Below are 24,231 nucleotides of genomic sequence, written 5' to 3' on the forward strand. Positions count from 1 at the left end.
ATATTTCACTCCACATGAGTTGTACTGATTTTTTGGCTCTCAGAACTTCGTCGGCAGACTGTGTCAAACTCCTTAGATAGGATCACCCTGAACGTCCGCTTCACGCTCTTAGTGGACATGCAGGTGGTTATTTCCTCCTGATTAGCATTTAAAGGAAATACATCTCCTCTCTGGCACCTCTAAAGACGTTCCCTTTAATCAGAGTAAGTTTTAGTTTTTGTTCTGACAGTTGATTAAAAAATGAGAATCACCATGGAATACAGGACTGGCATCCGGCAGATATCATTGCGAGTTTACGGAAAAAAGGGACATCGTTGGCGGCGCTTTCTCGCGAGTCGGGGCTGGCTTCCTCCACGCTCGCTAATGCCTTAACCTGGCACTGGCCGAAAGGGGAGCGGTTAATTGCCGAAGCCTTAGATACCCGACCAGAAGTCATCTGGCCGTCGCGGTATCCGGGGTGTAAATCCGATCAGCGTGTGTATGAAGTGCAGAGCGTATAAAGTCTGAAGCGAAAAGCGGTAATGCTCCCGTGCCAGGGCCATTACCGCCTTCTCAATACATCCATTTCTCTACAACCTCATCGCCGAGGTGTTCGCGCAGCAGATCCTCATTGTCCTCCTCGTCGTGGGCTGCCAGCAGGCATTTGAACATCAGCACGTCGAGGTACTGGCCCGCGTCGCTGAAGATCTGTGTCAGCATCGGCGAACTGTCGTGATCGAAGTACCACACTTCGCCCGTTTCCCGATGGAAGCACCACATATTGCCGTTGCCGAGGTAGTCGCCAAAAGCAACTAACTGATCAACCAGCGCCGGGAGTTGTTCTGCATCGGGCGCACCTTCCAGAATGTCGCTAATGCCGGGGTACGCCTCAAGCAGTGGTTCGATGCTGGCGTATTTCTCGGGCGTTACGCTGCACAGCCTTTCCGCCAGATCGAGTGCGCCAATCTGTTCGTGGTAGCAGCGCAGCAAAGGGGGCAGGGGGCAGCTCAGGCGCTGCTCCAGTGCATCGATCTCTTCGGGTTGCACAGGCGTGATAGGCGGTGGGTTATTCCATAAGTCGAGGTAAGCCTGCGCGCAGGCTCGCCACCATGCCTGCCGTTCTGCTTCGTCGGTAAATGCTGGCCACGCGAGTGGCGGCAGTGCCGGGTAATCTGAATCCATTATCGTGTCCTGGTTAATAGGTCTGGCTATCGACAGTGAAGCGGTAATTCATATCCATTTCGGCTGTCGCGTGATTGCGGCCGGTTCTCTTCAGCACGAACTCAATCGCAGGTTCATAATCGTCGCCGCGCAGCACCTCTCCGGCGAGGATCTCAACCTCATACATGCCGTTGACGATGCCAATTTGCGGTCGTCCCGGCTGGCGATAGCGTTCCTCAAGCACGCGGATTTGCGCATCGGTGAAGTTTTGCAGGATCCGCCAGGTAAACAGCATTACCTGCCGGTTTTCGATGCGCAGCACGTAACCGCCGCGCTGGTGCTGCAAACGGCTCTGTGGCTTGAGCAGTTCCGGGGGTTCATCCGCAAGGGTGAAAAGCACGGTGTAGGGGTAATTTTCAATGCCCGCCAGCGGGATAACAATGCCTTGTTGCACCGCGTTGTCGCTGCTCTCATTGCTGATAAATTCCGAAGCCAGGTCGTCCGCCAGCGCATGTTCTTCTTTCCAGGTCTGCAGCAGGCGAATGTCGCCCAGTAAAAAGTAATCAATCAGATCGTTGAGCACTTCAACGAATTCATACCGCATCATCAACTCCTGAGTCAGTTTTGCTGCCAGTGGGGACCATCGTTCAACCGTTCAGCGACGACAGACCCTAACTTATGGCTTTACTGAATGTTTTACTGAACGTTAATGTAATCGAAAATATGTCAACATGCTGAACGGAGCGCGCGATGCAGCGATCACGCTTAATGGGTGAGGGATATGAGCCGCAGGTGTGGCAGGAAGGCGGGCGGCTGACCTACTCGCTGCCTGTGGAGTCTGGATTTGTCAGCTTCGACTTCACATTTGAGATCCAGCAGCCGGATCTGGATGTGCTACTGACCGACGACTACCGCCGCGCGGTGCTGGAAATTGTCGCCCATACGTTGCTCCAGTGCGCGAGTGTGCGGATCAATTTTACGCAGAGCGACTTCGATAAACTGATCGCAGACACGCTACATGCCTCGCCCGAGGGTTTACAAGCGCTCATTGCTCGCGTCAGTCAGGATCATCACATTGGGATTGAACCGTACGCGCAGCAGATCATGGCGCGACGTTGCGGGTTGAAGAGGTAGCGGCCTGCCATTTTGCCAGGCTTCAGGTGCGCCAGATTCAACTGACAGCAGGGCACTAACCCCTCGTAATTAGTAGCTTTTTTTTGGAAGGCCTGGCGGTTAAGGTCTAGGCTAATAGTGTCTAAAACGTCAGCAACCCACAAGGCAACTGTCATGTTCAAACGCCTGCTCTCTGCCATCAGCGGCAAAAACGCCCCTGAACCGACACCGACTACCGATACGCACACTACGGAACCGTCGCCAGACGAGCAGCCAATTGTGGCGTACGACGCTTATGGCCGCGAGATGCAGATCTCGCGCAGTGAGTGGCGCGAGAAGGTATTCTTGCCGTCTCTGGAACAGAAGCGTGATAACGCCGACGAACTCTATCAGGCGATTGTCGACGGGCTGAATGATGGATTTGCTGCGGACCTGGTGCAGGCAGCCGAGCGCCTGCTGGCGATTGATCCGGTTCCTGAACGCAGCCATACCATTCATGGCATTGTGCTGATGGATAACGGCCAGCTTACAGCGGCAGAGAACACGCTGCAGGCGGGCATCGCGAAGGTGGGGGCAACCGGCACGCTGCTCACTAATCTGGCGAAAGTGTTTTCTTCGCGCGGGGAAGACGCGCGCGCAGACGAAACGTTATGGCAGGCAGTGCAGGCTGATCCGAATCAGGAAAATGGCCTGATGTGGTGGGCGTCTATCCAGCAGGAGCGGGGTGGCGATGAGGCCTGGCTCGCCGCGCTGAAAACCGCTGCGGCGTTGCCGGGTAGCTGGCGTGCGCAGCTGTGGCTGGCGCGCCATTATTTGCAACAGCAGGATATTGCTGCCGCCCGCGCATTATATGCCGGGGTGCTGGCTGGCGGGCGGTACGACAGTGGCGCGTTGATGATGATTTCCGGGGATCTGGGTAATAACGGGCAGATCCCGATGATTGTTGAATTGGTGGCGCCGGTGTATGACGAACATCGCCACGATCCGATGGCGGGCCTGAATGTGCTGCGTGCCTGGCAGGCACTGGGTAATGCGCAGGAGGGGGAAAAACTGCTGGCGCGCATGTATGCGCTGGGGTATGCGCCTTTGAAGCAGCACCTTGATGAATTTGCCCGCGCGTTCCAGGAGATGAACCAGCAAGAGGCGACTTCAGTCCCTGCCGATGCCGACGGGCTGAAGGTCAACACGCTGGCGATCACCCAGCCGATCTGGCAATACGGCCTGTGTAAAGCCGACTGGTTGTTTGCCAGCAAAACGGAAGACGCGCCGTCTGTCGGCTTTTTTGCGTTGTCCAAACTGCAGAGCGGCCCCGAACGCACGGAATCGCAGCGCGAAGATGATATTGGGCGCATGTCGCGGGCGATCTCGCTCTATTTTGCCGAGGCTGCACACTACTGGAGCGACTATGCCAGCCGTTTCTATGTGCAGGTGGTCGAAGGGGGCGGGCCAGTGCTGATGGGCGGCGAAATCGACGGCCATGTGCTGTTCGATATTGTCCCGCCGACGATGAAATACTTCGTCACCGGGGAGATGGGCTGCACCGGCGAAGGCGCACAGCGTGAGTGGCAGCTTTCATTAAGCCTGTGGGATTGTGCTGCCCGGGCTAAAATATCGAGCATTACAGAGCGTTGCGTGGACGCGGAACTGGGCGCACTGGTGCTCAGTCTTGAGCAACAGTTACTTACGCAAACAGGCGCGCCGCGCCAGCAGCCGCTGGATGCGTTTTACCTGCGCCCGTCAGCAGAGGCGATGGCGATTTACCTGGGCGAGTTAGCGCAGGCATTTACCCTGACGCTGGTGGCGAACGATACTACCCCGCGCGAGGCGATGTGGGGAGAACGGGCGATGCTCGACTGGCCGCTACAAATGGCGCTGCAGTGGCCGCAGGTGGAGGTCCCAAAATTGATGTATCTCTCCGGGCTGGGTAAAGCGTTCGATTACCATTCCGACACCCTGGCTGAGTACCAACAACGCAGCCTGGAGCTGCTGCGCGATGCACAGCGGAGCAATAGCCCGGCAGCCTCGCTTGCGCCGCTGGTGTGGAAAATCTTTGGCATGAACGAGGAATTCAACGCCCACAGGCAGAATTTACCCGACGATGCGGATCCTGCCTACCGCGACTGGCTTCAGCGCGTGGAAGAAAAGTAGCCGTTGTCTTGGGGCCGCAAATCCTGCGTACGTAATGGCTTATTTAAAGCCCTTTACGGGTGTTTTTTCTTACTAAGGGGTTTCTTACGGCCTCTTTCGGGTCTTATTTCTCTCTTAATGATGCTTTATCAATAATGTTCATATATGTCTTTCTTACGCCTTTTGGGGGGAAGGGTTTCTATATGGCCGTTAATGGATGTGCAGCAATCCGCTTGCGTCTAATCTGCATTGACGCTCTTTGCCCACTGAAATCACACATTCTGCCGGGTGTATTGCTGGTTAAAGGCCGAAGAGTACATTGAACAGGCCCTGGCGGCGTTATCACCGTTAAAGATGTATTCGGCTGGCTAAAGATCCCTTACCAAGCCGGGTAGGGCATTGTTAGTGTGCTGACAAAGGCGCATGAAGATATCGAGAAATACCTGTCCCGAACAGCAGATGTGCGTAAACCCACGCGGTGAACGTGTCGTAAAAGGACGTTAGATTTTAACGTTGGGCGGTGGAATCGATAGTCTGGCTGACTTGTTGCGACTGGACTTTATCCTGATGATGATACCAGGCGCCAATAGTGGAATAGACGAAACGGCCGAAGAAAAACAGGAAGCTGATAAGAAGTACGATACGGGTCATGCGACTGTCAAATCGATGTCGTTTTCGCATACTGGTTGCCTGACTCACAATGGTTCCTTTAAGAAAGCCCGATCAACGGGCGACGGTGCCATTAAGGCACACTCTTTTGGTGAGGTCAATTGCGCCTGGCGCAAAAATGAGGCGAATAAAAAATAAACAGGCTTTATATAAGATAAATTAAATATTTACGTATAGAATAAGTTTTCGCGATTTAGTTAAAAAAATAGCAAAATAATTCTGAGTGACGAGAAATTTTTGATTTAAATCAATTATCGGATATTGTTCAGCACTAAAATTTTGGTTTCTCTAAGCACGGGCACCCTTGTGTCTGCACAGTCAGGTCGGATACCTGCCTGAAACGCCCGCCCGGAACAGGGTTTCTCGTCGAGCATCTATGACATTGTTAAAAAAATATAATCATCTGAAAGATCGGTGGTGGGCACTGCCTCTTGTTGTTCCCGCAGTACTGTTTCCATTATTTAGTCTGGCTAATACTTTTGCGTCCGTCTCCGGCCAGCACGTCATTCTTTATTATCTGCCGATGGCATTGTTAATAAGCCTGATGATGTTTTTTGGCTGGGCGGCATTGCCCGGCATTATTGTCGCGCTGCTCTTGCGTTACGGTGTGCAGGAGCCGTTCATGGTTCTGTTGCATATCCTGCGGCTGCTGATCCCGGTGGTGCTGAGCTGGGGCGGTTACCGTGTGTTCGTAACCCGGCGGCATTGCGTGTCGTATGGTTCTTCGACGCTGATTTCTCAGCGCGTGTTCTGGCAGGTGCTGTGCCCGGCTACGATTTTGCTGATTATTCTTGAAATGGGCGTCTGGCTGAACCTGTACGATCAGCCGGTCAGCGAGTTGAATACACTGGCGCTCAATATGCCAATGTTAATCAACTACTAGGGGTTACTGGTCGGTTTAATTAGCGGCGTTCCGTTTAGTTATGTGGTTATCCGTGTGCTCCGTCATCCGCGTTACGCGCTGACGTGGTTGTCACAGTTGCGTCATGAGTTCGATCCCAAAGTCACCCGCCTGGAAGTGGTTGTCTGGTTTGGTATCGTTGCCGGTATCGTCTTTTTACTGCTCATGCCGCTAAACATGCACAGCTCGATTTTCAGCACCAATTACACCTTATCGTTGCTGTTACCTGTGATGTTGTGGGGCGCGATGCGCTATGGCTACCGCTTTATCTCGGTCATCTGGACGCCATTGCTGATCATCTCCATTCACTTTTTTGATCGCTATTTGCCGAAATTTCCCTCTTACGATGTGCAAATGGCGATCGCCTCGTCCAGTTACCTCGTCTTTACGTTCATTATTATCGCCATGTCGGTAATGGCGACCCGGCAGCGTAAAGTCAACGACCGTGCCCGCCGCCTGGCGTTTATCGATCCAGTGACAAATCTGCCCAACCTGCGGGCACTTAGCCGTGCGTTGTCAGATACACCGTGGTCGGTGCTCTGTTTCCTGCGGGTGCCAGAGCTGGAACTGTTAGGCCGTAATTACGGCGTATTATTGCGCATTCAGTACAAACAGCAGCTGGCAAGTTGGTTAAAGCCTCTGCTGACGGCGGAGGAGTGCGTTTACCAACTATCCGGGCATGATCTGGTTATTCGCCTGAGCACCCAGTCGCACCAGACACGTATCGAAGAACTGGATGCGCGCATTAAACAGTTCCGCTTTGTCTGGGATGATATGCCGCTGCAACCGCAGGTCGGGCTGAGCTATTGCTATGTGCGTTCCCCGGTCAAGCATCTCTATCTACTGCTGGGCGAGATGAGCACTATTGCTGATTTGTCGCTGGCGACTAACCATCCGGAGAATCTGCAAAACCGCGGGGCAGAAAACCTGCAACGTTGTCTGCGTCTGAAAGTCGACATGATGAATCGCCTGCAACTGGCGCTGGAGCAAAACCAGTTTGAGCTGATGGTACAGTTGATCCGGGGCGTTCGTGGAGACAGCTACTATGAAATTCTGCTGCGACTGAGCGACGAAAGGGGCGAAAGTATCAGCCCGGATGAGTTTTTACCGGTGGCCTATGAATTTGGCCTCTCTTCACGCATTGACCTGTGGGTTATCGATCATGTGCTGAGTTTTATGGCCCGCCACCGCGAGCGCCTGCCAGCACAACGCTTTTCCATTAACCTTTCTCCCGCCTCGGTGTGCCGAAAACAGTTCACACAGGAAGTGCGGCGCTTGTTACGTAAATATGGCATTGAAGCCTGGCAACTGATTTTCGAGATCACAGAAAGCAATGCATTGAATAATGTCGCGCAGGCCAACCAGACGCTGGTGCAGTTACAACTGATGGGTTGCCGGGTAGCGATTGATGATTTTGGTACGGGGTACGGAAGCTATGCGCGGCTGAAAACGGTCAATGCAGACATCCTGAAAATCGACGGCAGTTTTATCCGTAATATTGTTTCAAACAGCCTCGACTACCAGATTGTGGCTTCCATTTGCACGCTGGCGCGGATGAAGAAAATGCATGTGGTGGCGGAGTATGTCGAAACGGAAGAGATCCGTAGCGCGGCCATTGCTCTCGGCATTGATTATTTACAAGGGTATATGATTGGTAAACCTGCGCCGCTGGAAAAACTGCTGGAGCCGCCTTTGGCGCAGGTTTAAATGAATGACGAGGCGGTTCAGGCCGCCACGTCAGATTGCTCTTCTTCGATTTTCAACCGCCAGCCGGTCACCGCTTCCCAATAATCCTGCTCTTTTTCCAGATCGAGCAGTACCAGCGCATTCTGACTGAACCAGTCATACGGGAAACTCAGCGTCCAGTGGTTATCGTCGGTTTTCAGGCGCAGCGTCGGCGGTGTTGTCGTCGCCTGACGCTGGTTATTCAGCAGTACCCCGAGGCGTAAAATCTGCACCAGGGGCAAATATTGCTTCTTCTTAAACAGCGTGAAGCGCGGCAGCTCATCAAGCTTAATGCCTTTACGATGGAAGCGCACCAGCGTCGCCATCATCAGCTGTTGCTCCTGATTGAAGCCCGGCAAATCACTGTTTTGCAGAATATACGCTGAATGTCGATGCATACCGCTGTGGTTAATATTCAGCCCGACTTCGTGCAGCATCGCGGCCCACTTCAGCAGCGCCGCCAGTTGCGGATTCCCCAGCCTGGGGTTTTGCGCCAGCCACTGATCGTACATCAGGGTGGTGGTTTCCAGCACGCGTCGCGCCTGCTCGCGGTCAATGTTGTACTGGCTGGCGAGACTCTGCGCAGTGCGGCTGCGGATGTCCTGATGGCGGAAGCGGCCCTCCATCTCATACAGCACGCCTTCACGCAGCGCGCCATCGGAGAGACGCAGTTCGCGGATCGCCAGGGCGTCAAACACGCCGCAAAGAATGGCAAGGCCCGGTACAAACACCGCTTTGCGCTCTTCGGACAGCCCCGGCAGGCTAAGTTCACTGAAGTTTTTATACTTCAGCACTTCTGCTACCAGTTTTTCCAGCCGCTCCGGAGTAATAAAACCGTCTTTCTCGCCGGAGGCGATCAGCACTTCGTGCGCGGCTTTAATGCTGCCCGACGCACCCAGCGCCACGTTCCAGCCCTGAATACGGAACTGCCAGGCCAGCGACTCCAGCTTCTGTGTTGCCGCCATGCGCGCACGGCGGAAATTTTCGCCATTGATCACACCATTTGGGAAGTACATCTGCGCAAAGCTGACGCAGCCCATACGGCGGCTTTCAACCAGCTTCGGTTCGAAGTCTTCACCGATCACCAGTTCGGTTGATCCACCGCCGATGTCGATCACCAGCTTGCGGCCTTTTTCCGGCTGCGTATGTTCCACACCCATAAAAATCAGACGCGCTTCTTCGTTGCCCGGAATGATTTCAATGGGGTAGGGGATCACTTTTTCGGCACGTTTGAGAAACTCCGTGGCGTTCAGCGCCTGGCGCAGCGTATGCGTACCCACGATGCAGACGCTCGACGGATCGAAGCCCTGCAAACGTTCGGCGAATAGCGACAGGCAGGCCAGCCCGCGCTCCATCGCCTCTTCGCTCAGCATATTGTTGCTGTCCAGACCATCTGCCAGATGAACGCGTTGCTTCAGACGGCCGATGATTTGCATCGCGCCATCCACCACACGGGCAATCACCATGTGGAAACTGTTGGAACCCAGGTCGACGGCGGCAAACTCTTCCGGTCGTGGTGTCTTCTCTTGTATCGGCATAGGTTAATCGGGCTGTTCGAGTGATTTGATGTAGTCGTAAATCGCCAGCTGTGCCCGCACTTTGCGGCGGTTGCCGCGCGGCACATAGCGATTACTCAGTTCTTTATCGATATACCTGGCTTTAACGGTATCACTTAAAAGCAAATCAATGATATCCAGAACGCGCTGTTTAAGGCGCGGATCGAGCAGCGGCGCCGCCACTTCGATACGGTAATCGATGTTACGTGTCATCCAGTCAGCGGAAGAGAGATAGACTCTCTTATCGCCGCCATTCTCAAAAATATAGATGCGATCGTGCTCAAGATAACGGTCAACAATGCTGGTGACACGAATATTTTCGCTGATGCCTTCCAAATCCGGGATCAGCGAACACATGCCGCGCACTAATAAGTTCACCGGCACGCCGGAACTTGAGGCCGCATACAGCCTGTCGACCAGACCTTTATCGACGAGGTTATTCAGCTTCAACGTGATCCCCGACGGCTTACCTTCCTGTGCATTGGCAATTTCCGCGTCGATCATGTCATACAGCAGGCGACGTGAGTTCTGCGGCGACACCAGCAGGTAATCAAAGTGCACCGGACGGTACGGGTTTTCAATAAAGTTAAATACCCGGCGAACCTCATTGGTGATCCGCGCATCGGCGGTGATCAACGAGTAGTCGGTATAAAGCCGGGCGGTTTTTTCGTTAAAGTTCCCGGTCCCGATGTGGGCGTAACGTACCACTTCCTCGCCTTCCATACGGGAGATCAGGAACAGCTTGGCGTGAATTTTTAGACCCGGTGCAGAGAAGATAACCTGCACACCGGCTTCGGTCAGACGTTTTGCCCAGTGAATATTCGCCTCTTCGTCGAAGCGTGCCTGCAGCTCCACCACTACGGTCACTTTCTTGCCGTTGTGCGCGGCGTGGATCATAGAATCAATAATGCGGGAGTCTTTCGCCACGCGGTAGATATTGATTTTAATCGCCAGCACGCTCGGGTCGAACGACGCCTGGCGCAGCAGTTCCAGCACATGCTCAAACGTGTGGTAGGGGTAATAGAGCAGGACATCGCGTTCGCGAATGGCGTCGAACCCGTTGCGGAATTTATCAAACCACAGGTGACGCAGGCGCGGCAGCGGCTTGTTGACCAGGTTGGCTTTGCCCACGTTCGGAAAGCCAATAAAGTCTTTAAAGTTGTGGTAACGCCCGCCAGGGATAATGGAGTCATAGCGGGAGATGGTGAGCTTCTCACGCAGCATCTCCACCATTGCATCCGGCATATCGCGCTGGTAAACAAAACGCACCGGTTCGGCTGTCAGTCGCTGTTTCAGGCTGGAGGACATTAGCTCCATCAGGCTCGATTCCATTTCGTGCACCAGATCGTATTCGGCGTCACGGGTCATTTTCATCGAGTAAGCGTTCAGCGTGTCATAATCGAAGAAGCCTTTAAAAATATCATCCAGGCAGTAACGCAGAATGTTATCCAGTAGGATCATGGGCTTACGGCGGCGCGGTGTTTCCGGCGGCAGGTTAACGAAGCGTGGTACTTTGTCGGACGGGATTTCCAGCAGCGCGTAGCGGATTTCATCGCCGCGAATGATTTCTACCGCGAGGTAGGTGTAATCATCTTTCAGGAACTTCACCAGGTTGGTTTCGCGGTTAATCAGCGTTGGCGTAATGTGCTGACGCAGGTACTGTTTAAAGTAGTTGCGCAGCCAGCTTTGCTGGTTTTGCGAGAGCTGCCGTTCGTTAATCAAAAAGATTTGATTACGCGCCATCTCCAGCAGGAGTTCGTTATACAGGCTGTCAAACTCCTGGTCGGCTTTCAGTACGCGGGACTGAATTTTCCCCAGCAAGTGACGCGAGTTAGTCGGTAAGCCTTGCTCTTCGCTGATGATCAGCCGGCGCTTCAGTTCGGCGAAACGCACTTTGTAGAATTCATCGAGGTTATTGGAATAGATGCCCAAAAAACGCATGCGCTCGATCAACGGGTTGCTTTTATCTCCGGCCTCCTGGAGAACGCGTTCGTTGAAGCACAACCAGCTTAGTTCTTTTTCGAGATATAACTTTTCCTGACCCATTCCTGTTTACACTCCGGTTCAATCTCGGGACACGCAAGCCCGTCTCGCGCTTGCGGCGTCCCGACTTACAGGTGAACGTTGCTGGCGTTCCTTCGTATAACACAACTTATTATGGCGAGCTTTGCCATCAGATGTCCAACTGTGCCAAAAAAGTATGACAGTAATCTTTTTTCTGACGTAAGGTGATGAAAATACTGCGGGGAAAAGGCGCGGTTAATGCCGGATAAGCATTGCGCCATCCGGCTACTGGGCCCTGAAAGGTGAGAATTATTCGTCAGCCGCATGGCCTTGTGGCGGTAAGCAGACGCCATCCAGCCAGGCGCTGTTATTTTCCATCTTCAGGCGACCCTCAACAAACCAGCTCACCACCAGCGGATAAATGGCGTGCTCCTGCGCCTGCACGCGTGCGGTGATCTCTTCTTCTGTATCACCGTCAAACACCGGGACTTTGGCCTGCAGGATCACAGGCCCGCCGTCCAGCTCATCGGTCACGAAATGCACCGTGGTGCCGTGCTCGTCGTCGCCGTTCTCCAGCACCTGGCGATGGGTGTGCAGACCAGGGTATTTCGGCAGGAGGGAAGGGTGGATATTCAGTAAGCGCCCGGCATAATGCGCGACAAACGCCGGACTGAGGATACGCATATAACCCGCCAGCACCACCAGATCAGGGGCGTAGGCGTCAATTTCCTGCATCAGTTCACGATCGAAGGCATCGCGGCTGGCAAACTGGTCAGCGGTGAGGGCGTGGGCGGGAATAGCCGCTTCCCGCGCACGTTCAAGGCCGAACGCATCGGCCTTGTTACTGAAGACTGCCCGCAGGGTGCCGTTGATTCTCTTCTGTTTGCAGGCGTCGATAATCGCCTGCAAATTGCTTCCGTTACCGGAAATCAGCACCACGATATTTTTCATTCAATGACCACACGCTCGCTGGAATCGGAGGCTTTGATAATACCGATTTTCCACGCGCTTTCACCTTTTGCATTCAGCAGGGTGATGGCTTTTTCTGCTTCCGCTGCTGGCAGCGCAATCACCATTCCGACACCGCAGTTAAAGGTGCGATACATTTCATGACGGCTGACGTTGCCTGCGCTCTGCAGCCAGTTAAAGACCGCAGGCCACTGCCAGGATGACTCGTCGATCACCGCCTGGGTGTTGTCGGGCAGCACGCGCGGGATGTTCTCCCAGAAACCGCCGCCAGTCAGGTGGGCAATAGCGTGGACGTCAACATTCTCGATCAGATCCAGCACCGACTTCACATAAATGCGCGTTGGCTCCAACAGGTGATCGGCCAGCGGTTTGCCTTCCAGCTGCGTGGTTTGCGGATCGCAGCCGCTTACTTCAATCACTTTACGTACCAGCGAGTAACCGTTGGAGTGCGGGCCGCTGGACGCCAGTGCCACCAGCACATCACCATCGGTTACTTTCGAACCGTCGATAATTTCTGATTTTTCTACCACGCCGACGCAGAAACCGGCCACATCGTAATCTTCGCCGTGATACATGCCCGGCATTTCGGCCGTTTCACCGCCGACCAGCGCACAACCTGATTGCAGGCAGCCTTCGGCGATACCGTGGATCACACTGGCTGCGGTGTCCACATCCAGTTTGCCGGTTGCGTAATAGTCGAGAAAGAACAGCGGCTCCGCGCCCTGTACCACCAGGTCGTTGACGCACATCGCCACCAGGTCAATGCCAATGGTGTCGTGGCGCTTCAGATCCATTGCCAGACGCAGTTTGGTACCTACGCCATCAGTGCCGGAAACCAGTACTGGCTCACGATATTTTTGCGGCAGAGCGCACAGCGCGCCGAAGCCGCCCAGACCGCCCATGACTTCCGGGCGGCGGGTTTTCTTCACCACACCTTTGATTCGGTCAACCAGAGCATTGCCCGCGTCGATATCAACACCGGCATCTTTGTAGCTAAGAGAGGTTTTATCGGTCACTGCTTCAGTCCCCACGCGTTTACTAGCGGTAGAAATAAAATTCGGCGCAATTCTAGCAGTCCAGGCAAACGTTTGCGAGCCTATTATTGTCGGGCCTGGCTTATAACTTTCGATATACTATTCTCCAGGTTGATTGATCGTGATCAAGCGCCTGCCTGTAGCGCAACGGAAAAAAAGCGGTATAATCCGGCGATTTTTTTTGTGGCTGCCACCTGTCTGGGGAAAGGAGAAGAGTATGAAGATCGTGGAAGTAAAACACCCACTCGTCAAACACAAGCTGGGTCTGATGCGAGAGAACGACATCAGCACCAAACGCTTTCGTGAACTCGCCTCGGAAGTAGGCAGCCTGCTGACCTATGAAGCGACTGCCGACCTGGAAACAGAAAAAGTCACTATCGAAGGCTGGAACGGCCCGGTACAGGTTGATCAGATCAAAGGGAAAAAAATCACCGTTGTGCCGATCCTGCGTGCAGGCCTGGGCATGATGGAAGGCGTGCTGGAGCACGTACCGAGCGCGCGTATCAGCGTGGTGGGTATTTACCGTAACGAAGAGACACTGGAGCCGGTGCCGTACTTCCAGAAGCTGGTGTCCAATATCGATGAACGTATGGCGCTGGTGGTTGACCCGATGCTGGCAACTGGCGGTTCGATGATCGCCACGATCGACCTGCTGAAAAAAGCGGGCTGCCACAGCATTAAAGTGCTGGTGCTGGTAGCCGCGCCGGAAGGTCTGGCGGCGCTGGAGAAAGCGCACCCGGACGTGGAGCTGTACACAGCGTCTATTGATCAGGGCCTTAATGAGCACGGGTACATTATTCCGGGCCTCGGCGATGCCGGCGATAAAATCTTTGGTACGAAATAACGCATTAAACATCGAAAGCCGACTTTGATAGTCGGCTTTTTTTTGGGATTCAAACCACTCCCTGCCGTTAAGGACAGGGGGACACACAACAACACTCAGAGGAAAACACTATGACGCGCCGTGCTATCGGGGTAAGTGAAAGACCACCGCTTTTGCAAACCATCCCGCTTAGTTTGCAGCACTTGTTCGCTATGTTTGGCGCAACCGTGCTGGTGCCAATCCTGTTTCATATTAACCCGGCCACCGTGCTGTTGTTCAACGGTATCGGGACACTGCTCTATATCTTTATTTGTAAGGGAAAAATCCCGGCATATTTAGGTTCCAGCTTTGCCTTTATCTCACCGGTACTGCTGCTGTTGCCGCTCGGTTACGAAGTGGCGCTTGGCGGCTTTATCATGTGCGGCGTGCTGTTTTGCCTGGTCTCTTTTATTGTGAAAAAAGCCGGTACCGGCTGGCTGGACGTGATGTTCCCGCCAGCGGCAATGGGGGCAATCGTTGCCGTTATTGGCCTGGAACTGGCGGGCGTGGCGGCGAACATGGCGGGTCTGCTGCCTGCCGACGGGCAGTCTGCGGACTCCAAAACCGTCATCATCTCGCTGGTGACACTGGGCGTAACGGTTTTTGGTTCCGTGCTGTTCCGTGGTTTTATGGCCATTATCCCGATCCTGATTGGTGTGCTGGCGGGCTACGCGCTCTCCTTTGCAATGGGCGTTGTCGATACCACGCCCATTGCTCAGGCGCACTGGTTCGCGCTGCCGACATTCTACACCCCACGTTTTGAGTGGTTTGCCATTTTCACCATTCTGCCTGCGGCGTTAGTTGTGATTGCCGAGCACGTTGGCCACCTGGTGGTGACGGCCAATATCATCAAGAAAGACGTGATCCGCGATCCGGGTCTGCACCGCTCCATGTTTGCCAACGGTCTGTCGACGGTGATTTCGGGTTTCTTCGGCTCCACGCCAAACACCACCTACGGTGAAAACATTGGCGTAATGGCGATCACCCGCGTTTACAGTACCTGGGTGATTGGCGGCGCGGCAATTATCGCTATTCTGCTCTCATGCGTGGGTAAACTGGCGGCGGCGATCCAGATAATCCCGGTGCCGGTGATGGGCGGCGTTTCTCTGCTGTTGTACGGCGTCATTGGTGCGTCCGGTATTCGCGTACTGATCGAATCCAAAGTGGATTACAGCAAAGCGCAAAACCTGATCCTGACCTCCGTTATTCTGATTATCGGCGTGAGCGGCGCGAAAGTGCACATTGGCGCGGCAGAGTTGAAAGGCATGGCGCTGGCGACCATCGTTGGTATTTGCCTGAGCCTGATCTTCAAACTGATCAGCGTCCTGCGCCCGGAAGAAGTGGTGCTGGATGCCGAAGAAAGCGACGTGACGAAGTAATTGTTGCCTCTGTTTGAACCGGGTTTCGCGCCCGGTTCAAACCTCACGCTTTTTTATGATAAACTCACTGCGTTTTTTGTAAGCCCTGTTGAGGTACTTCTGAACACGCCGGCACAGCTCTCCCTGCCATTATATTTACCCGATGATGAAACCTTCGCGAGTTTCTGGCCGGGTGATAACCCCTCTTTACTGGCGGCGTTGCAAAACGTTTTGCGCCAGGCGCACAGCGGTTACATTTATATCTGGTCGCGTGAAGGCGCAGGCCGCAGCCATTTGCTGCATGCTGCCTGTGCGGAGCTTTCTCAGCGCGGCGACGCCGTGGGCTATGTGCCGCTGGATAAACGCACCTGGTTTGTACCGGATGTGCTGGAAGGGATGGAGCAACTCTCGCTGGTCTGCATTGATAATATTGAATGCATTGCCGGTGACGAGCTGTGGGAAATGGCGATCTTTAATCTCTATAACCGTATTCTGGAGTCGGGCAAAACCCGGCTTTTGATCACCGGCGATCGCCCGCCACGCCAGCTTAACCTGGGGCTGCCGGATCTGGCATCACGCCTGGACTGGGGGCAAATCTACAAGCTGCAGCCACTGTCTGATGAAGATAAATTGCAGGCGCTGCAATTGCGTGCGCGCTTACGCGGTTTTGAACTGCCAGAAGATGTGGGGCGTTTTCTGCTTAAGCGTCTGGATCGGGAAATGCGTACCCTGTTTGATACGCTGGATGAACTGGATCGTGCCTCAATCACCGCGCAGCGCAAGCTGACCATTCCCTTCGTCAAAGATATTCTCAAGCTGTAAATCACCGGCCGGATACGCGTTGCGCCCTCCGGCCACCTGATTACAGGATTTCCAACACCTGCTCCGGCGGGCGTCCTATACGCGCTTTACCGTTGGCCAGTACGATCGGGCGCTCAATCAGTTTTGGGTTGTCCACCAGCGCCTGCACCAGCGCATCTTCCGCAAGCGTGCTGTCATCCAGCTTCAGCGCTTTGTAGAGATCTTCTTTGGTGCGCATCAATTCGCGCGCGCTGGACATGCCAAGCAGCGACAGCAGCTGGCGCACGGTTGCGGCATCCGGCGGCGTGTCGAGGTAGAGCACAACCTCCGGCTCCACACCCTGTTCTTTCAGCAGGTTCAGCGTTTCGCGGCTCTTGGAGCAACGCGGGTTATGGTAAATTTGCACGCCCTTTGACATTTCTTCTCCTTATTACATCTTCTGATACGGCTTGAAACGTTGCTGCATCTGCCGTAGCTGATCAATCCGCGCATCATAACGCGCCTGTTGCAGGCTGCCGAGTTTCACCTGCGAACTGGCACTGCTTAACAGGGTGATGGCCTGATCCAGTTTTCCCACCAGCGCCAGGCTTTCCGCACGGGCGGCCAGTTCCTGATCGCGGTTATTCAGGGCTGCTTCCGCCTGTGCCAGCAAGTCCCAGCCATTCACATCTTCTTTATAGCTGAAGGTATAGCGGTTGAGGATCCGCGCCGCTTCTGCCGGCTGGCCACCCTCGAGATACGCATTCGCCAGGTTAAGCTGTAACACCGGGTTGGTTTTTAGCTCCCGCGCGGCATTCAGCCGTTTAATGGCTTCGCCGCTTTTGTTCTGCCCTAAATCGATATCGGTTGCCAGGTCGATAAACCAGGCATTATTGGGATCGGCATTTAGCAGGGGCTGCAATATTTTTTCCGCCTCGGCAAATTTTTTCGCGTCCATTGCCTGTAGTGCACGGCCATATTGCGCGGCATGTTGCTCTCGCACGTTGCCGTTTGCCCAGCTGTCCAGCAGGTCGCTGGTCAGTTGGTTGCGGCCCGAGTTATACATCCCCAGCGTTCTGGCTTTTGCCATATAGAACTCAGCCGATGATTGCACTACCACCGGGCGCATCTGGTTGGCGCGGTTGCGCGCATCTGACAGGCGGCTTTCCGGTAACGGGTGCGTCAGCAGGATTTCCGGCGGGCGGGTGGAGTAGCGAGACTGGTCGAGCAATTTCTCCAGAAAAGTCGGCATCGCCTGCGGGTCGAAACCGGCGCGCTGCAACACCTGAATGCCGATACGGTCCGCTTCCTGTTCATTCTGCTGCGTAAAGCTGATCATCCCTTGCTGCGTACCGGCCAGCGTACCGGTTAGCGCAGCCATCCCGGCTTGCGGGTTCGCCATTGCCAGTAAAATTGAGCCGAGTGCGCCTGCCCAGGTGAGCGGTGCGCTGCGTTTTTGGTCTTCCATCGCCCTTGCCAGATGGCGCTGGGTGACGTGTGAAATTTCGTGCGCCATTACCGAAGCCAGCTGACTCTCATTATCCGTATAGCGGAACAACGCAGAGTGCAGCACCACATTGCCGCCAAAAAAGGCGAAGGCGTTAATTTCGTCGTTATTAATGAGATAGAAGTGGAAGGGGGTTTTTACCGAATCTGCATGGGCAACCAGCCGCATTCCCAGTGTGTTGATGTACTGAACCAGCAGCGGATCGTTAATCAATGGCGCGCTGCCGCGCAACTGGCGCACATAATAGTCGCCCATTTGCATCTCCTGACCGATGGAGAGCGTGCTGCCTGCGGAGGTGCCCATATCTGGCAGGCTGTCTGAGGAGTCCGCAAAGGCCGGGGTCAACGGGCCTGCGCTCAGCGCCATGACAAGGGTTGCGACCAGCGTTCGTTTCAACTGCCTGAACATAACCTCTTCCTGTATTGTAGGGGGTACCAATATGACTTGCGTTTGCGGGCTTCGTTCCTGCTTCCGGCACAGGGAGTGTAGCCGCCTTCCCGGTTGAAGAAAATCCTATTCACCACATTGTTATGTTTCCTGGAAAGGATAAGAAAAGCGAAGTCTTTTTTGTGACATTTCGATACACTTCCCCCTCTTACCCGCCAATGAGGCTCAAGAAAAAACGTTATGCTCGAAATGTTGATGCAGTGGTATCGCCGTCGCTTTAGCGATCCGGAAGCGATAGCACTGCTGGTCATTCTCCTCGCGGGATTCTGTATTCTCTTCTTTTTTAGCGGCCTGCTTGCGCCTCTGCTGGTGGCGCTGGTCATTGCTTATCTTCTGGAGTGGCCTACCGCGCGCCTGCAACGCATCGGGTGTTCGCGTAGCGTTGCCGCCACACTGGTGCTGTTGCTGTTTGTGGGCATCCTGCTGGTGATGGCATTTGTGGTAATGCCGGTTGCCTGGCAGCAGGGAATTAACCTGATTCGGGATATGCCCGGCATGCTCAATAAACTCTCCGATTTCGCCGCCACGCTGCCGCGTCGTTACCCGGCATTGATGGATGCCGGCATCATCGATGCGATGGCGGAAAATATGCGATCGCGCATGCTGACCATGGGCGATTCGGTGGTGAAATATTCGCTGGCATCGCTGGTCGGGCTGCTAACGCTGGCGGTCTATCTTGTGCTGGTGCCGCTCATGGTTTTCTTCCTCGTCAAAGACAAAGATCCATTGCTGAACGCCGTGCGCCGTATTTTGCCGCGCAACCGTGGCCTTGCGGGCCAGGTGTGGAAAGAGATGAACCAACAGATCACCAATTATATTCGCGGCAAAGTGCTGGAGATGATTGTGGTCGGCATCGCCACCTGGATTGGCTTTATTCTGTTCGGCCTCAACTACTCGCTGCTGCTGGCGGTGCTGGTGGGGTTCTCCGTGTTGATCCCCTATATCGGCGCGTTTGTGGTAACTATTCCGGTGGTGGGGGTGGCGCTGTTCCAGTTCGGGTTGGGTACCGAGTTCTGGAGCTGTTTCGCGGTCTATCTCATTATTCAGGCGCTGGACGGTAACTTGTTGGTTCCGGTGTTGTTCTCTGAAGCCGTTAACCTGCACCCGCTGGTGATCATCCTGTCGGTGATTATATTTGGCGGACTGTGGGGCTTTTGGGGCGTGTTTTTCGCCATCCCGCTGGCGACGCTGATCAAGGCGGTGATCCACGCGTGGCCGGATTCGCCGGCGATTGAAGAATAAAGATGCCGGGCGGAGGCCTGAGCGCCGCCCGGCAGGTATTCACTGTGCCTAACGCTGATTACGCAGATAAATTATCCAGTACGTCACGCCAACCAGTAACCCGCCGCCGATAATGTTACCCAGCGTCACCGGGATCAGGTTGGCGGTTATAAAGTTGCTGAACGTTAATGCGGGGAAGCTGTCCGCCGTGCTGTGTATGGCGCTCCAGAAGCTGTCCGGTGCGCAGTAACGAATAATAATCGCTAGTGGGATCAAAAACATATTGGCGATGCTGTGCTCAAACCCGCTGGCGACAAACATGCCAATCGGCAGCAGCATTGCCATCACTTTATCGGTCAGCGTATGGCCGGAATAACTCATCCATACTGCCAGGCAGACCATCAAATTGCACAAGGTGCCGAGGCACACCGCTTCAATAAAGGTGTGATGCATTTTATGGTCGGCAGTAAGCAACACATTCAACCCCCACAACCCGTTGCCGCTCATGGGTTGCCCGGCAAACCAGATCAGCGCGACAAAAAACAGCGCTCCGGTCAGGTTGCCAATATAAACGATGACCCAGTTCAGCGTCAGTTGTCGCCAGCTGATCAGGCCACTGGCTTTCGCCATGACGGTCAATACTGTCGAAGTGAACAGATCCGCGCCGCAAACCACCACCAGAATCAGCCCGAGGGAAAAACACAGCCCTCCCGCCAGCCTGGCCAGCGCGCTGGCCGGTGCCGGCCCGGTGGTCACAGTAATATAGAAAACAAAGGCAATAGAGATAAAAACGCCTGCGGTGATGGCAAGAAAGAACGACAGCTCTTTTTTCTTGCTGACTTTATACAGACCAGACTGCTCGGCGACTTTTGCCATTTCCGCAGGAAGTCGCAGGTCAAACGCATTGCCGGTATCCATTTGATTCTCCTGATTCAATGCACATAAGCGAGATAACGGCCTGATTATGCATAGCGCATACCAGTCATCAGCAGGAGAGTGTTAACGGCTTCACATAACAGGAGAGGGTTACAGCACTTCGCGCACCGCAATCCCCAGGCGTTGCATGCGGGACAAGAGCGTGGTGCGTTTCATTCCCAGTTTTGCGGCGGCGCCGCGTGGTCCGGCGACGATACCATTGGTTTCACGCAGGATCTGGATAATACGTTGACGTTCCTCTTCGTCATTTTCCGGCGGTTCGGGGTTTATCATTTTCGCCACTTTCGGCAAGGTAAACGGGAACGGATCGTGCGCCACCGGTTGCACCATGCTGACCGGCTGGGCGTGCAGTTGCAGGCTGAGGGTATTATCGCGCGACAGCAGGACGGCGCGTTCAATCACGTTCTCCAGTTCGCGCACATTGCCCGGCCACTCGTAGCGCATCAACTGGCGCAGGGTGTCGGCCGGAATGGTGTCGATGGTACGGTTCAGGCGACGCGCCAGTTTTTGTGTAAAGTAGCGAGCCAGCAGGGGAATATCTTCCGGTCGTTCACGCAGCGGCGGCAACACCAGCGGGAACACATTCAGCCTATAAAACAGATCGTTACGGAACTCGCGGTCAATCACCATCTGGCGCAGATCGCGGTTGGTGGCGGCGATGACTCGCACGTTAACCGGAATGGTGCGACTACCGCCAATGCGTTCGATCTCCCGCTCCTGCAAAACGCGCAGCAGTTTCGGCTGTAACTCCAGCGGCATATCGCCAATTTCATCCAGAAACAGCGTGCCCTCATCGGCCATTTCAAAGCGCCCGCGATGGGCATTAATCGCCCCGGTAAACGCGCCTTTATCATGACCAAATAGCTCGCTCTCCAGCAGACTGGCAGGAATGGCGGCACAGTTAATTTTTACCAGCGGTTTATCTTTACGCGGGCTCATCTGGTGCAGCGCGCGGGCGATGATCTCTTTGCCGGTACCAGTTTCGCCGAGGATCAGCACCGTGCTGTCGCTCAGCGCCACAATTTTCACCTGCTGGAGCACGTCACGCATGGCGTCGCTCTGGTGAATAATGTCACCGAAGCTCTGGCTGGATGAGATTTGCTCATTCAGTTTGCGGTTTTCGCTGTTGAGGTTCTCTTTCAGTTCAATGACGTTACGCCAGGCGTCGGCATTATCGACGGCGATGCCGATTCTGTCGGCGATCTGTTGCAGTAATCGACAGTTTTGCTCGCTGAACACGCTGTCGTCATGGTGCGCCAGCAACAGTACGCCGGTGGATTTGTGACTGAAGGCCAGCGGCAGAATAAATACTGCTGCCAGTGATTGCGCCGCCAGAGGCTGCAATAGCGGATCGTTTTGCCACAACGCTTCATCCTCTTCCCGGCGCAGCAATGCGCAGTGCTGGTCGTTTAGCGCCGCCAGTAACAATGGGCTTTCACTGCGCAGCGGGAATTGGGCCGTGGTGGGCGGGCAGGGGGGGAAATGGGTGGCGTGGCAAACCAGCTTGCCTGCATGCAAACTGTCGCGCAGGACCATGCGAATATTATCAATGCCAAAAAAACGGTGGATCGCCTGCGACACATCCGCAATCAGCGCATCGAGATCGAGATGTGATAGCACCGAGTTGGTAATATCCACCAGCACCCGATCGTGATCCCGCTCCTGCTGTAACTGTGCAACAGACTGGCTCAGCTGATCGCGGGCACCTTGCTCTTCCAGCGCCTGGGCGGCCAGTCGGGCCAGCCAGGCAAACAGGGCGTTATCGGCGTCATTAAACGTGCCGTTGTCAGTGCGCACAAAACGCAGTTCCACCATCTCGCGCCCGTCAAGCAGGGCGACATGCACTGAACTGTCGCTGACTTTTCCGCCATATGGCTGGTCGCTACACTCAACGCTGCCATCATCAAAGCAGCGCCAGAAGCGGGTGTTATTGAACGATAACTCGATGTGCTGAACGGGACTGAAGGGCGGCGGCAGGGGGATGAATGCCCGGAGAAGTGAAGCCTGCTCGTTATCGTGTAAAATCATGGATACGTCGCCCTTCCAGATTGACCTGTTATCCCCCACAGTGAGTAGGCAGAGTACAATATCCCTTGTTTTTGTAGTGTTACAAGCTTCACGGATAAGTCACTGTTCTTGTATAAACCAGAGAAATATCTTAACGAAGCAATCGCACCATCAGATAGAGCGCCGGTTCCTGCGTCATATCCTGCAAATGCTGTAATAACTGGCGGCTCCAGCCGCGCCAGGGTTCCGCTGTGGTTTCTGCCAGCCTTGCCAGCGCGGGGGCCAGCATATTGACGTGGCAGGCATCCATCACAATTTCGCCAAAGGTTAACAGCCCCTGCAATTTGCGGCGTGCGTCGCCTTCTTCCAGCAGGGCGATCCACTGTTGATAGTCTGCAAGCGGGCACTCAAGCACAACATTCAGGCAATCTATTACCCCAACGTGGTGACCAATCGCCAGTGAGTAATACATTACCTGGCGACTTTTCTCTTCCAACTCTACGCTGTCATCAACAAATTTTTGCCGTAACGCCCAGAACATCACTCTGGCTTCTGTTTCAGACATGGTTGCGCTCCAGTGTGGACATCAGCTCCTGGACAATGACAGTCAGCCGCGGATCGTCCGCCTGCTGAAGCCAGGCATTTACCCGTGCTGCTCGTTGCTCTGGTGCGCCTGCTGTTAACAGGGCGAACAGGTGATCGGTGATCTCGCGTCCCTGTCGGTACCCGGCCAGTTGCCGCGCCTGCCGCTCCAGGCTCACCCGCAACGCCAGCGGCAGCGCGGGCCAGCGTAACTGCGCGATTTCACCTTCGCCTTGCTCCGTCTCCACCGCATGCAGTTTTTGCTCCAGCAAACCCAGCGCAACCGCAAAACCATGAATGGTTGCAGCGGGTGTGGGCGGGCAACCGGGGATCCACACATCAATCGGCACGATGGTGTCGCTGCCGCCCCATACGCAATAGAGGTCGTGAAAAATACCGCCACCGACGCCGCAAGCGCCGTAAGAGATGGCGATTTTATGGTCTGGCGCAGCCTCCCAGGCGCGCAGGGCGGGCATGCGCATCGCACGGGTGACTGCGCCGGTAAACAACAAGATATCGGCGTGGCGCGGTGAAGCCACCACTTTGATACCAAAACGCTCGGCATCGAAGAGCGGGGTGATGGCGGCGAAAATTTCGATTTCACACCCGTTACAACCTCCGCAGTCAACCCGGTAAACATAGGCGGAACGCTGGATGTCGCGCAGCAGCAGTTGTTTGATTTTCTGCGCCGACGCATCAAGCTGTACCGGCTGGCTGACATGCTGGCTAAGCACCTGACTCATGCTTGCTCCTTAAGGTAATAGTGAACATTAACGCTACCGTGGTGTTCCAGCGCGTCGCGACGGCGGCAGGCCGGGCAGACACAGGCCAGGTCGCGTAGCCTCTGTGCCTGCTCTGGTGCTGACTGGTTGAGCGCCAGCAGATCCGCCGCCAGCGCGACGGATTTTTCCGGTGCAAACGCCACACCGCACTGGCTACAGTGCTGCAGACGAAAGGTGGCGCGTACGTACAGATCCGCTTTACGAGTCACAGCCAGTTCAAACTCTTCAGATAAGTGGATGGCCCGTGTCGGGCACACCTCTTCGCAACGCCCACAGTAAATGCAGCGGCCAATAAATAATTGCCAGACACGGCGGTTCTCTTCGGCGAGCGTTTCCATGGTCAGCGCATTCGCCGGGCAGGCGGTGGTGCAGGCACCGCAGGCAATACATTGCCCGGGATCCAGTTCCGGTTTGCCGCGAAATCCTGGGCACACCTCCAGCGGCGCAAACGGGTATTTCGCCGTGACGTCACCCGCTCTGAGGATAGTTTTCAACAATTTCAGCATCGTTT

The 24,231-nt window shown here is 54.8% G+C and carries 21 protein-coding genes and 1 pseudogene; 8 read left to right on the plus strand and 14 right to left on the minus strand.

The genetic code is table 11. The annotated features are described in order from the left end of the window. Positions 1-257 precede the first annotated feature (257 nt). A complete protein-coding gene (locus tag ACUY4S_RS06425) occupies positions 258-500 on the plus strand; it encodes a helix-turn-helix domain-containing protein (protein ID WP_312690783.1) in 243 nt (80 codons plus the stop codon). 52 nt (positions 501-552) lie between these two features. Here the strand turns inward: ACUY4S_RS06425 and ACUY4S_RS06430 are convergent, their stop codons facing one another. Next, entirely contained in the window at positions 553-1,161 is a 609-nt protein-coding gene (locus ACUY4S_RS06430; RefSeq protein ID WP_458022205.1) for an SMI1/KNR4 family protein, read from the minus strand. A gap of 13 nt (positions 1,162-1,174) precedes the next feature. Beyond that, a complete protein-coding gene (locus ACUY4S_RS06435; RefSeq protein ID WP_458022204.1) occupies positions 1,175-1,747 on the minus strand; it encodes a hypothetical protein in 573 nt (190 codons plus the stop codon). A 143-nt stretch (positions 1,748-1,890) separates the two neighbouring features. Between ACUY4S_RS06435 and ACUY4S_RS06440 the strand changes: the two genes are divergently transcribed. Beyond that, complete coding sequence (locus ACUY4S_RS06440; protein WP_458022203.1) at positions 1,891-2,274, plus strand: hypothetical protein; 384 nt, start codon at positions 1,891-1,893, stop codon at positions 2,272-2,274. Positions 2,275-2,427: 153 nt separating this feature from the next. Continuing rightward, positions 2,428-4,401 (plus strand): tetratricopeptide repeat protein, encoded by a 1,974-nt coding sequence (locus ACUY4S_RS06445; RefSeq protein WP_458022202.1) that lies wholly within the window; start codon positions 2,428-2,430, stop codon positions 4,399-4,401. A gap of 486 nt (positions 4,402-4,887) precedes the next feature. On the opposite strand, the gene ACUY4S_RS06450 is transcribed toward ACUY4S_RS06445, so the two are convergent. Beyond that, entirely contained in the window at positions 4,888-5,079 is a 192-nt protein-coding gene (locus ACUY4S_RS06450) for a YfgG family protein (protein WP_312690637.1), read from the minus strand. 346 nt (positions 5,080-5,425) lie between these two features. On the opposite strand from ACUY4S_RS06450, the pseudogene ACUY4S_RS06455 reads away from it, so the two are divergent. Next, positions 5,426-7,657, plus strand: a pseudogene (locus ACUY4S_RS06455) (EAL domain-containing protein). A 17-nt stretch (positions 7,658-7,674) separates the two neighbouring features. On the opposite strand, the gene ppx reads toward ACUY4S_RS06455, so the two are convergent. From ppx to purM, 4 genes are all read right to left on the minus strand, one after another. After that, entirely contained in the window at positions 7,675-9,213 is a 1,539-nt protein-coding gene (gene ppx / locus ACUY4S_RS06460; RefSeq protein ID WP_312690633.1) for an exopolyphosphatase, read from the minus strand. A gap of 3 nt (positions 9,214-9,216) precedes the next feature. Beyond that, positions 9,217-11,277 carry a polyphosphate kinase 1 gene (gene ppk1, locus ACUY4S_RS06465; RefSeq protein WP_312690631.1) on the minus strand — a complete coding sequence of 687 codons (2,061 nt, stop codon included), beginning with the start codon at positions 11,275-11,277 and terminating at the stop codon, positions 9,217-9,219. 267 nt (positions 11,278-11,544) lie between these two features. Beyond that, positions 11,545-12,186 carry a phosphoribosylglycinamide formyltransferase gene (gene purN, locus ACUY4S_RS06470; protein ID WP_312690629.1) on the minus strand — a complete coding sequence of 214 codons (642 nt, stop codon included), beginning with the start codon at positions 12,184-12,186 and terminating at the stop codon, positions 11,545-11,547. After that, positions 12,183-13,220 carry a phosphoribosylformylglycinamidine cyclo-ligase gene (gene purM / locus ACUY4S_RS06475; RefSeq protein ID WP_312690627.1) on the minus strand — a complete coding sequence of 346 codons (1,038 nt, stop codon included), beginning with the start codon at positions 13,218-13,220 and terminating at the stop codon, positions 12,183-12,185. Before purM ends, purN begins: the two co-directional genes overlap by 4 nt. Before the next feature lie 235 nt (positions 13,221-13,455). On the opposite strand from purM, the gene upp reads away from it, so the two are divergent. The 3 genes from upp to ACUY4S_RS06490 all read left to right on the plus strand — a co-directional run bounded on the left by upp (position 13,456) and on the right by ACUY4S_RS06490 (position 16,280). Further along, positions 13,456-14,082 carry a uracil phosphoribosyltransferase gene (upp, locus tag ACUY4S_RS06480; protein WP_312690626.1) on the plus strand — a complete coding sequence of 209 codons (627 nt, stop codon included), beginning with the start codon at positions 13,456-13,458 and terminating at the stop codon, positions 14,080-14,082. A 110-nt stretch (positions 14,083-14,192) separates the two neighbouring features. Then, positions 14,193-15,479, plus strand: a complete 1,287-nt coding sequence (gene uraA, locus ACUY4S_RS06485) for a uracil permease (RefSeq protein WP_458022201.1) — start codon at positions 14,193-14,195, stop codon at positions 15,477-15,479. Positions 15,480-15,578: 99 nt separating this feature from the next. Further along, positions 15,579-16,280, plus strand: a complete 702-nt coding sequence (locus ACUY4S_RS06490) for a DnaA inactivator Hda (protein WP_458022251.1) — start codon at positions 15,579-15,581, stop codon at positions 16,278-16,280. A gap of 40 nt (positions 16,281-16,320) precedes the next feature. Here ACUY4S_RS06490 and arsC read toward each other — a convergent pair whose 3' ends face one another. Next, positions 16,321-16,677, minus strand: a complete 357-nt coding sequence (gene arsC, locus ACUY4S_RS06495; RefSeq protein WP_312690624.1) for an arsenate reductase (glutaredoxin) — start codon at positions 16,675-16,677, stop codon at positions 16,321-16,323. 12 nt (positions 16,678-16,689) lie between these two features. After that, positions 16,690-18,153 (minus strand): beta-barrel assembly-enhancing protease, encoded by a 1,464-nt coding sequence (gene bepA, locus ACUY4S_RS06500; protein WP_312690622.1) that lies wholly within the window; start codon positions 18,151-18,153, stop codon positions 16,690-16,692. A gap of 219 nt (positions 18,154-18,372) precedes the next feature. On the opposite strand from bepA, the gene ACUY4S_RS06505 reads away from it, so the two are divergent. Continuing rightward, positions 18,373-19,434, plus strand: a complete 1,062-nt coding sequence (locus tag ACUY4S_RS06505) for an AI-2E family transporter (RefSeq protein ID WP_312690620.1) — start codon at positions 18,373-18,375, stop codon at positions 19,432-19,434. A gap of 48 nt (positions 19,435-19,482) precedes the next feature. Here ACUY4S_RS06505 and focA read toward each other — a convergent pair whose 3' ends face one another. From focA to hyfH, 5 genes are all read right to left on the minus strand, one after another. Next, positions 19,483-20,331, minus strand: a complete 849-nt coding sequence (gene focA, locus ACUY4S_RS06510; RefSeq protein WP_312690618.1) for a formate transporter FocA — start codon at positions 20,329-20,331, stop codon at positions 19,483-19,485. Between the two features lie 108 nt (positions 20,332-20,439). Continuing rightward, complete coding sequence (locus ACUY4S_RS06515; RefSeq protein ID WP_312690616.1) at positions 20,440-22,377, minus strand: sigma 54-interacting transcriptional regulator; 1,938 nt, start codon at positions 22,375-22,377, stop codon at positions 20,440-20,442. Positions 22,378-22,507: 130 nt separating this feature from the next. Further along, positions 22,508-22,921 (minus strand): formate hydrogenlyase maturation HycH family protein, encoded by a 414-nt coding sequence (locus ACUY4S_RS06520; protein WP_458022200.1) that lies wholly within the window; start codon positions 22,919-22,921, stop codon positions 22,508-22,510. Next, positions 22,914-23,681, minus strand: a complete 768-nt coding sequence (locus ACUY4S_RS06525; RefSeq protein WP_458022199.1) for an NADH-quinone oxidoreductase subunit B family protein — start codon at positions 23,679-23,681, stop codon at positions 22,914-22,916. Before ACUY4S_RS06525 ends, ACUY4S_RS06520 begins: the two co-directional genes overlap by 8 nt. Continuing rightward, positions 23,678-24,226 (minus strand): hydrogenase 4 subunit H, encoded by a 549-nt coding sequence (gene hyfH / locus ACUY4S_RS06530; protein ID WP_458022198.1) that lies wholly within the window; start codon positions 24,224-24,226, stop codon positions 23,678-23,680. Before hyfH ends, ACUY4S_RS06525 begins: the two co-directional genes overlap by 4 nt. Positions 24,227-24,231: the final 5 nt, after the last annotated feature.

The organism is Kosakonia beeri (genome assembly GCF_054165705.1).